Here is a 6537-nt window from a genome sequence, read left to right as displayed (position 1 = left end):
GCCGCCCTTCACCAAAGGAGGGCACCCGACGCGATCCGTCGTACGCGAAGCGACTTCCGCCACCACGGTCGGGAGGTTACCTCCGCTGCTGCCGGACGCGGCCTGGCGCGTCGCGCTTTTTCGCCCTGATGCGTGTTTTCGGCCGCCCGGGGCGGGCGGTGAAGCGGCTCTGGACCTGCAGCTCCCTGGGTGTCCCCGAGGCGTTTCGCTGTGCAGAGCCGGTGCAGCGGACCTCGCTCCAGCGCCGCGCGGACGGCGTCTTCTGCGTCGTGCGGGAGGACCGTGTCGACGTGCTGGCGGTGTACCACGGGCGGCGCCGGCCGCGGGTCTTCGAGCCTTGGCGCGGCGGCTGAAGGTGGGCCATCGTGGCCCACGCAGGCAGGGCATGGGCCACGAAAAGCTAAGCCCCGACGCGGTCCTCCGGAGAAATGGACCCCCCTTATCTTGCACTCGCATCCTTCGTGGCCCAGCACCACCTCTCCGCTGCTCGATTCTCGACACCACCCGTGCACACGAGCTGCCGTGCTCCTGCTCTTCCGCCGTCCGTCGCGCTGCCGAACCGCTGCCGATTCGGGCCGCTTCTCGGCGCCGCGGCGGCTGGCGCTCGGCGGCGGGAGTGCACCGCCGCGGTCAGCCGGAGCTGTCGACGTCGTGCGCTTCTTCGACCGCCTCGGCGTCCAGGGAAGCGAGCAGCGCGGCACGCGCCTCGTCCTCGTCGCCGCCGAGGGGCCGCAGAGGTCTTGCCGTAGCGGGCTCGATCCGCGCCGTCGGGTGGGTCAGCGCGTGGATCTGCTGGAGCTTGCGGATCGAGACCTGGGTGTAGATCTCGGTGGTCGAGAGGTGGACGTGGCCGAGCATCTGCTGGATGAAGCGGATGTCGGCGCCGTTCTCGAGCATGACGGTGGCCATGGTGTGGCGGAAGAGGTGGCAGGCGCCGCGCTTGCCGATCCCGGCGGCCTCGACGTAGCGGCCGACGACGGCGGTGAGCCAGCGCGGCGAGAGCGGGCCGCCCTCGCGGCTGAGGAAGAGCACGCCTTCGTCGGGCGGCACGACGAGCTCGGGGCGCACCTCGTCCTGGTAGCGGCGGATCCAGGCGATCGCCGCCTCGCCGATCGGGATCATGCGGTCCTTGCGTCCCTTGCCCTGGCGCACGACGATCGTCCCGCGCTCGGCGTCGAGGTCGGTGACGCGTAGCCCCGCGAGCTCGAGCCGACGGATCCCGGTCGAGTAGAGGGTCTCGAGCATGGCGCGGTCGCGCAGGCCGAAGGGGTCGCGCACGTCGGGCTCGGCGAGGACGCGCAGGGCCTCGCGTGCCGTCAGCACGTACTTGGGCAGCCGCTGTTCGAGCCGCGGCAGCGTGAGCTCGCTCGCCGGGTTCCAGGGGATCGCGTTCTCGCGCGCGAGCCAGCGGAAGAGCTGGCGCACGGGGACGAGGTGGTGGTGCTGGCTGCGGAAGCTGAGCGGCGTGCCGTCGGCCTTGCGCCGGTAGAAGAGCCAGCGCTGGTAGCGCTCGAGGATGGGCTTGGTGACCTCCTCGGGCCGCGCGAGCGCGCGCTCGGCGCACCAGGCGTGGAAGCCCGCGAGCACGCGCCGGCGCGCGTCGATCGTGCGCGGCGAGTAGTTCTGGACGGCCAGCCACTCGAGGTGGCGGCGGATCCAGAGGCCGAGGCTGCGGGGGTCCTCGTCGGCCGCGGGTGCGCACGGCGGCGGCGGCGCTGCGCGTCGTCGGCGGCGCCGGCGCGCCGTCATCGGGCGGCCGCTCTGGCGGCTAAGGAAGGAGTGGCGTGCGGGTACGACGGTGCGAGCGAGCGCACCGAGGAAGTGGATTCGGGCTCCTCGCTCGCGGTTTCGGCAGAAGCCGCGCTGTCGCCTGCACTTCCGTTCGCCGGCGCGGCCAGCGACCCGCCATCCACCCCCCAGCGAGCGGGGCTCACGGTCCCATCGAGGTCGGCCTCCGCCCCATCGAGGTCCGCGTCGTAGGCGCGGCCATCGAGCGTGGCGGGATCGAGGAGCCCCGGAAGCTGCGGCGCCTCGCCTGCGCGCTCGCTCCCGGCCGCGAGCTCGTAGACGAAGCGCTGGCCGGCGCCGCCGTGGTGGACGAGGACGTGCTCGAGGGCGACGAGCCGCGCGAGGTGCACGCGCACCGGGAAGTCCGACCAGCCGGTGGCCTCGCGCACCTCTCGCCGCGTGAAGCGCACGTCGGCGGGGTCCACGCCCTGCGCCTTCGCCCGCTCGCGCACCCACGCATCGAGGAGACCCAGGAGCCGGCGCGTCTGCGGCGGAAGCTCGTCGAGCGAGCGGCCGAGCACCGCATGGGCCAGCCGGTTGGCGAGGGCGATGTCGTCCCGCGTCACCTCGACGTAGGCCAGGGCCTCCCCGCGGTGCGCAACGGTGCGCACGGGGCGCTGGTACTGGTGGAGGAGGGTCACGGCGCGGATCAGCGTCAGGTACTTCACGTGGTCGCGCCGGGTCCGCGTCTGGTGGCCGGGGAAGGTGAGCGCGCGGGCGTAGGGGTTCGCGACGAGCAGCGGGCGGAGCAGGCGCTGGGCGTTGCGGTGGACGCGCAGCCGGTGCTCGCGGTCGCGGCTCGCGAGCAGTCCCTCGAGCGTCTGGCGCTCGCGCTGCAGGCGGTGGATCGCGCGCGTCTGCTCGCGGCCCTCGTCGACGGTGAGGACCAGGCAGCGGTTCAGCAGCTCCTCGTCGATCTCGATCGCCGTCGTCGTGAGGAAGAGCGCCACGGGCCCCGCCACGTGGTAGGTGTGGGTCACGAGGCGGCCCGTCTCGGGGTCCTTGCCCGTGCTCGCGATCGAGAGCTCGCCCTCGCTCTGCAGGAGCTTCAGCGCATAGGCCGCTCGCTCGGCGCCCTCGCCTTCGACGAGCGCCAGCACCTTGTGGCGCAGGTCCTCCTCGCCGAGGTAGAAGAGCGACTGGCCCGTCATCGCCGAGTACTGGACGCGCTCCTCCTCGGGCACAAAGGCCAAGACCGCCTCCATGAGCGAGCTCTTGCCGGCGGCCGAGCTCGACTGGATCACGACGGCGAGCGGCTGGTCGAGCTTGCGCGAGACCGCGGCCAGGTAGCCCACGAGCTTGTTCGTCTCCTCGCCCACGACCCCGCAGGCGTCGAAGTCGGCGAGCAGCCGCTCGAGGAGCTGGGGATCGCGCAGAAGCCCGAGCGCCTCGGCGCGCTCGGCGTCGCTCATCGCCGGCGCGGCCTCGGGAGCAGGGGCCTCTTGCTTGCGCTGCTCCTCCTGCAGCGCCTCGAGCCGGAGCAGCACGAGGCCGAGGTCGCGCTTCACGACGCGCGGCTCGAGGGCGAGCTCCTCGGCCGCTTGCGCGAGGAAGGCCTGGCGCGGCTTCGCGGCGTAGAGGTCGAGCGTGTCGACGTGGAAGCCGAGCGCCAGGCCCGGCTCGCGGCTCTCACGCGCGACGAGCAGGTTCACGCGCAGCTGGTCGGGGGCCTTGTTCCTGGCCAGCCCGCGCACCCGCCAGCGCCGGTCGCCGATGCGCAGCTCCACCTCGTCGCCGCGCACCGTGGCCTCGGGGAGCGGCGCGTCCTGGGCGCGCGGCTCCGGGGTGGCGCGCGGCTCCTGCGCTTCGGCGGGCTCCACGAGAGCGGCTAAGGGAAGAGAGTCGGCGCCGCTCTCCAGCGTCACTTGCTCGGGGAGGAGGTCGGCGACCTCCTCCTGGCTCTGTTCCTTAGCCGCCGTCTGCTCTGCTTCTTCCGGTGCCACCCACCGCGTCGCCACCGCCGGCCCGCTCCCCTTGCCGAGCCACGTGGCCTTGCGGATCAGGATCTCGAGGCTCTTCGCCGCGGGCTGCACCTTCAACGCGTACTCGTTCGCGTCCATGCCCTTGGGAAAGAGGATCCGGTAGCAGCCGATGCCGTCGGCCTGGAGCTCGCGTGCCAGCTTCTCCGCCGCTTCCTCGCCGGCGGCGTCGCGGTCGTAGGCGAGCAGCACGCGCTGGATGCCATGGCGGCGGAAGGCCTCGCGGTGGTCCTTCGTGAAGCCCTGCGTCCCATAGGCCGCCGTCACGTTGCGAAAGCCCGCCTCCCAGAAGGTGAGCGCATCGAGGAGCGCCTCGCACAGGATCACCTCGTCGTGCTCGCGCAAGGCCTCGTAGTTCCAGACGCCGCGGTGCGGCCCGGGGAGGTAGAGGTGGTCCGGCGTCCCGGGCCGCAGGTTGCGCGTCACCTTGCGGCCGTAGAGCTCGGCCACGCGGCCGTCCTCGTCGAAGATCGGGATCACGAGCGAGCCGGCGAGGTGCTCGTGGCCGCTCTCGCGCAAGACGCCCAGGTGTGTCAGGCGGCCGCGGATCGCCTCCCCCTCCTTGCGGTTCTTCGCCGGCATCCGGTAGCCGAGCGTGCGGTTCGCAAAGCCGAGCTGGAAGCGGCGCACCGCCGCCTCGCTCCCGAGGCCGCGGCTCGCGAGATACGCGCGCGCCTCCTCCGTCTTGAGGAGCGTCTGGTGGTAGAAGGCCACCACGTCTTGCAGGAGCTGGGCGTCCTCGGCCGTGGCGTCGAGCAGGCTCGGCAGCTTCGGCACCGTCGAGCGCCGCGGCGGCGGAGCGCCGGAGGAAGCAGCGGCTAAGGAAGGAAGGTCGCGCCGCAGGAGCTCGACCGCGTGGCGGAAGGAGACGCCCTCGGCCCGCATCACCCAGTCCACCACCGTGCCGCCCGCCTGGCAGGCGCCGAGGCAGTGCCAGAGGTTCTTCGCCGGCGTGACGACGAGGCTCGGCTCGCGGTCGTCGTGGAAGGGGCACAGGCCCACGAGATCGCCGCCGCGGCGCTCGAGCCGCACGCCGCGCGCCTCGGCCAGGCGCACGAGCGAGACCTCCGCCTTCAGCCGCTCGAGCTCCGCCGCCGGGATGCGCGCCATGCGAGGGCCCTCCTTCCCCCTCCGGCCGAAACCCTGTCAAGTCCGAAGCGACGCCGGGCGGGACTTTTTCGGGTGGCCGGATGCCGTCCACCGGTATATACATTTAGAGTATCACAGAGGCAAGCGCGCTCTCGGAGAACCCCGGGAATGGCGGAACCCGCCCTTACACTCGGCCCCACGATGCCGAGGAAGGTGCGCCCCACGTCTGCGTTCGGAGAGCGGCTCGCCGAGCTGCGCGCCGAGCGCGGCATCACCCAGGCCCAGCTCGCCGCCATGATCGGCTCGAGCCAGCGCGCGATCTCCGCCTACGAGACCGTCGCCGAGTACCCGCCCACCGCCGTCGTCGTCGAGCTCGCCCAGGTGCTCAAGGTCTCGAGCGACGAGCTGCTCGGCCTCAAGCCCCTGCGGCCGCTGCGCGCCGCCCCCGAGGACCCCGAGGCCCGCCGCCTGTGGAAGAAGTTCCAGCAGGTCCTCTCGCTCCCCGAGAAGGACCGCCGCGCCGTCATCCGACTCGTCAACTCGCTCACCGCGGCGCGGAGCGTCGGACGCGGCTAAAGACGCGGTCGCAGCCGATGGCTCAGCCGCTCAACGACCGGACGATCTTCATCGAGAGAAGCACCATCACGCCGACGAAGATCACCACCACGAGCCAGGGAAGCGGATTCCTGCTCAGAAGCTGCGCAACGATCGTCAGGAGCACAGCCATACCGCTCCACGCCGCTACGCCCATGGGCGCCCACCTGGCTCGCCTCAAGAGGCCGACGGTCGCGACCGCGCCCACGACGCTCATCGCCAAACACGAGGCGATCCAGGCAATCTCTCGGCTACCCACCTGTTCGCCGCGGACGTCGAAGATGGCCAGCGCGGCGAGCACGGAGGTGCCCCCAACGAGAGCCACGATCACTTCTCTCGAGAAAGGACTCACGCGAGGACTACTTTCCGATGAACGTGAGGTTCACCGTGGCCGAGGCTGACGCTCTAAACTGAGGCCGCCAATCATCCAAGGAAGTCGATCTACTCAACGTGGTGTCGTTGAATCCTCTCGGTTGTCCCGGACCATCGAGACCGAAGCCAAGCCTCTTCTCCACTGCGGCCGAGACCGGCCCGGCACCAAGACCCGCGCTACCAGCAACGCTCAAGTTGATGCCCGGCCCCCCGCCGCGTGGACACGGCCCTGCGCCGGGCGGCTCCCCTGTAGGATCGAACCCCGCTCCGAAACCGAGGCCAACACCTATACCGAGCGAGAAGAAGAACCGGCCGTTGCCGCTGACCCCGAGGCTGGCGCGGCCTCCGTAGCCGGCGTAGCCCTCGAGAGAGACCGCCCAAAGCCCATTGGGATCGACCAAGCCCACCGGATCACCGATCGCATAGCCGTAAGAGTTCCACTCCCCGGTGTCGAACCGAATCGGATCCTTGCTCGTCCACCGCCCGACAGCCGGGTCATAGTCGCGCGCTCCGAAGCGCACGAGCCCGGTGTCAATGTCGGTAAGCCCGCCCGCGAACCCGAACGGCTGGAAGCCCGGGTTGGTGTCCGCGAGCACGTTGCCGAAGGCGTCGTAGTCGATCCGCTGCGCGACGGCGCCGGTGTTCGCGTCCACCACGAGCCGCACGCTCCCCACCTGGTCGGAGAGGATCCGGTAGGTGGTGCCGCCCTTCACCA

6 protein-coding genes are annotated in these 6537 nt (G+C 71.5%); 2 read left to right on the top strand and 4 right to left on the bottom strand.

The window, feature by feature from the left end:
- Positions 1–158 precede the first annotated feature (158 nt).
- Entirely contained in the window at positions 159–353 is a 195-nt protein-coding gene (locus OZ948_19695; protein MEB2346943.1) for a hypothetical protein, read from the top strand.
- Between the two features lie 277 nt (positions 354–630).
- Here OZ948_19695 and xerC read toward each other — a convergent pair whose 3' ends face one another.
- The gene (xerC, locus tag OZ948_19690; GenBank protein MEB2346942.1) at positions 631–1749 is read right to left on the bottom strand and encodes a site-specific tyrosine recombinase XerC; all 1119 of its coding nucleotides are present in this window, start codon (positions 1747–1749) and stop codon (positions 631–633) included.
- The gene (locus OZ948_19685) at positions 1746–4877 is read right to left on the bottom strand and encodes a CHC2 zinc finger domain-containing protein (GenBank protein MEB2346941.1); all 3132 of its coding nucleotides are present in this window, start codon (positions 4875–4877) and stop codon (positions 1746–1748) included. Before OZ948_19685 ends, xerC begins: the two co-directional genes overlap by 4 nt.
- A 192-nt stretch (positions 4878–5069) precedes the next feature.
- Between OZ948_19685 and OZ948_19680 the strand changes: the two genes are divergently transcribed.
- Positions 5070–5432 (top strand): helix-turn-helix transcriptional regulator, encoded by a 363-nt coding sequence (locus OZ948_19680; GenBank protein ID MEB2346940.1) that lies wholly within the window; start codon positions 5070–5072, stop codon positions 5430–5432.
- A gap of 22 nt (positions 5433–5454) precedes the next feature.
- On the opposite strand, the gene OZ948_19675 is transcribed toward OZ948_19680, so the two are convergent.
- On the bottom strand, positions 5455–5775 hold the full coding sequence (locus OZ948_19675; protein MEB2346939.1) for a hypothetical protein: 321 nt from the start codon (positions 5773–5775) through the stop codon (positions 5455–5457).
- A gap of 34 nt (positions 5776–5809) precedes the next feature.
- Positions 5810–6537: RHS repeat-associated core domain-containing protein (locus OZ948_19670; protein ID MEB2346938.1), on the bottom strand; the 728-nt coding region annotated here is incomplete at its 5' end.

Source organism: Deltaproteobacteria bacterium (genome assembly GCA_035063765.1).
GTDB lineage: Bacteria > Myxococcota_A > UBA9160 > UBA9160 > PR03 > CAADGG01.
This window is presented reverse-complemented; position numbering and strand designations above follow the sequence as displayed.

Excerpts from the sequence above, each read along its gene's own strand:
- OZ948_19685 (MEB2346941.1), bottom strand. The coding sequence starts at position 4,877 with ATGGCGCGCATCCCGGCGGCGGAGCTCGAGCGGCTGAAGGCGGAGGTC.
- xerC (MEB2346942.1), bottom strand. The coding sequence starts at position 1,749 with ATGACGGCGCGCCGGCGCCGCCGACGACGCGCAGCGCCGCCGCCGCCG.